This is a genomic window from Streptomyces sp. MZ04, from assembly GCF_004684775.1.
GTDB lineage: Bacteria > Actinomycetota > Actinomycetes > Streptomycetales > Streptomycetaceae > Streptomyces.
The window spans coordinates 1-1,919 of record NZ_SRIC01000536.1; the positions used below are offsets into that span (position 1 = coordinate 1).

2 protein-coding genes are annotated in these 1,919 nt (G+C 69.9%); both read left to right on the forward strand.

Translation table 11 applies throughout. From position 1 onward, the window contains the following. Positions 1–530, forward strand: a 530-nt coding sequence (locus tag E2651_RS42905) for a M20/M25/M40 family metallo-hydrolase (protein WP_135336680.1), incomplete at its 5' end; no start/stop codon positions are given. Positions 531–544: 14 nt separating this feature from the next. Further along, complete coding sequence (locus tag E2651_RS42910; RefSeq protein ID WP_135336681.1) at positions 545–1,894, forward strand: aspartate aminotransferase family protein; 1,350 nt, start codon at positions 545–547, stop codon at positions 1,892–1,894. Positions 1,895–1,919: the final 25 nt, after the last annotated feature.

Consider the following 1,919-nt stretch of genomic DNA (forward strand, 5'->3'; position numbering starts at 1 on the left):
CGCTTCTCCCGCCGCCCTCCATCGTGCCCACCACCATCAAGGGAGGGGAGTGGTGGGTCACCTACCCCGCGTCGTGCGAAGTCGCCCTGGACGTAACGTACTTGCCGGTGCAGGCGGACGCCGATGGCTGGGCGAGCGGGGTCCGTACGCAGATCGAGCGGGCGGTACGGGACGCGACGGCGCCGGACGCCTGGTCTGCGGCCAACCCGCCCCGCTTCACCTGGGACACGGAACTCGCCCCGGCGGAGGTCGCCCCCTCACACCCGGTGGTCAACTCCCTTCTCTCCAGCGCGACTTCACTCGGCCGAAGCCCCCGCATCCTCGGCGAACCGTCCTGGACGGACGCGGCGACCCTCACCCGCCTCGCGGACACCCCGGCGGTCTGCCTCGGCCCCACCGCGACGCGCCCCGACGGCTCCCCGACCCTCCACACCATCGACGAATACATCGAGCTGACCGACCTGCTGTCAACGGCGAAGGCCCTGGCGCTGACGGCACTGGACCTGACGACACCCGCACCCACCCTCTGAAGGGACGTACGACCATGACCCGCACGCCCACCGAACTGGCCGCCCTGGACCGGGCGCACATCATCCACCCCTACCTGCCCGGCACGGCGCAGGAACGAGTCGTGATGACCGGCGGCTCGGGCTGCCGCCTCACGGACGCCGAAGGCCGCTCCTACCTCGACGCGACGGGCGGCCTCTGGCTGGCGCAGATCGGCCACGGCCGCGAGGAGATCGCGCAGGTCGCCTACGACCAGCTGCGGAAGCTCGAATACTTCACCAGCTTCTGGGAGTTCTCCAACGACAAGGCGATCGAACTGGCCGCGCGCCTGGCCTCGTTGGCCCCCGACCCGCTGAACCACGTCTACTTCACCTCGGGCGGCTCGGAGGGCAACGAGGCGGCGATCAAGATGGCCCGCTACTACCACCACCGGCGCGGCGAGTCGTCCCGCACCTGGATCCTGGCCCGCGACAAGGCGTACCACGGCATCGGATACGGCGGCGGCTCCGCCACCGGGTTCCCCGTCTACCACGAGGGCTTCGCGCCGATGATGCCGCACGTCTCACACCTGACGCCGCCGTGGCCGTACCGCACGGAGCTGTACGGAGACGAGGACCCCACGGACTTCCTCATCGCCGAACTGGAGGCGCGCATCGCGGAGATCGGCGGCGAGAATATCGCGGCGATGATCGGCGAACCCATCATGGGCGTGGGCGGCATGCTGGTGCCGCCGGCCGACTACTGGCCCCGCGTCCGAGAGGTCCTGGACCGCCACGGCATCCTCCTCGTCTTCGACGAGGTGGTGACGGCCTATGGCCGGGTCGGGGAATGGTTCGCGGCCCAGTACTTCGACGTCACGCCCGACATCATCGTCACGGCGAAGGGCATCACGTCGGGCTACATCCCGCTGGGCGCGCTGCTGGTCGCGGACCACGTGGCGGAGGCGCTGCTGCTCGACCACGGCTTTCCCATGGGCTACACGTACAACGGCCACCCGGTGGCGGCGGCGGTGGCGCTGGCGAACCTGGACATCATCGAGCGGGAGAACCTGCTCTCCCGCGCGACGTCGCTGGGAGCGCATCTGCACGCGGAACTGGACGCCGCGCTGGGCGACTTGCCGGTGGTCGGCGAGATCCGCTCGGTCGGAATGATGCTGGCGATCGAACTGGTGGCGGACCGCGCGACGAGGGAGCCGCTTCCCCTGGACCCGGCCCGCATGCCGCACGACGTCATCCGCCGCGAAACGGGAGTGATAGTCCGCGATTCGGCCCACAGCCTGGTCCTCTCCCCTCCCTTGATCATGACGGAACCGGAGACAAAGGAAGTCGCGGCAGCGATCCGCACGGTCCTCGCCCGCACGGACCCCACGGGCAGGGTGGCCCCGTAGCAGCGCCCCCGTCTCTTATACACCT

What these genes read in the sequence shown, in the direction of transcription:
- E2651_RS42910 (WP_135336681.1), top strand. Translation starts at nt 545, where the DNA reads ATGACCCGCACGCCCACCGAACTGGCCGCCCTGGACCGGGCGCACATC.